At 63.1% G+C, this 249-nt stretch carries 1 pseudogene; it reads left to right on the top strand.

What is annotated here, in order from left to right:
- Window positions 1-249: pseudogene (locus D7V77_RS45485) on the top strand (IS3 family transposase); the annotation flags it as partial.

The following is a 249-nucleotide window of genomic DNA, read 5'->3' as shown; positions in this document are numbered from 1 at the left end:
CGAAGACGGACAGGGGTGAGGGCAGGCCCGGAGCGCTGGCGACAGGGGAGCGCGAGGAGCTCTCCCGGCTGCGCAAGGAGAACCGGGAGCTGCGGCTGGAGCGAGAAATCCTAAAAAATGCGGCGGCCTTCTTCGCGAAGGAGATGAAATGAAGTTCGCCTTCATCGACGCGAAGAAGGCCCTCTTCCCGGTAGCCTCCCTCTGCCGTCATCTGGAGGTTTCTCGCAGTGGCTACTACGCCTGGGCGAA

The organism is Corallococcus sp. CA041A (assembly GCF_003612075.1).
Taxonomy (GTDB): domain Bacteria; phylum Myxococcota; class Myxococcia; order Myxococcales; family Myxococcaceae; genus Corallococcus; species Corallococcus exiguus.
The sequence above is the reverse complement of the archived record's forward strand: the minus strand, read 5'-3'. Positions and strand labels throughout refer to the sequence as shown.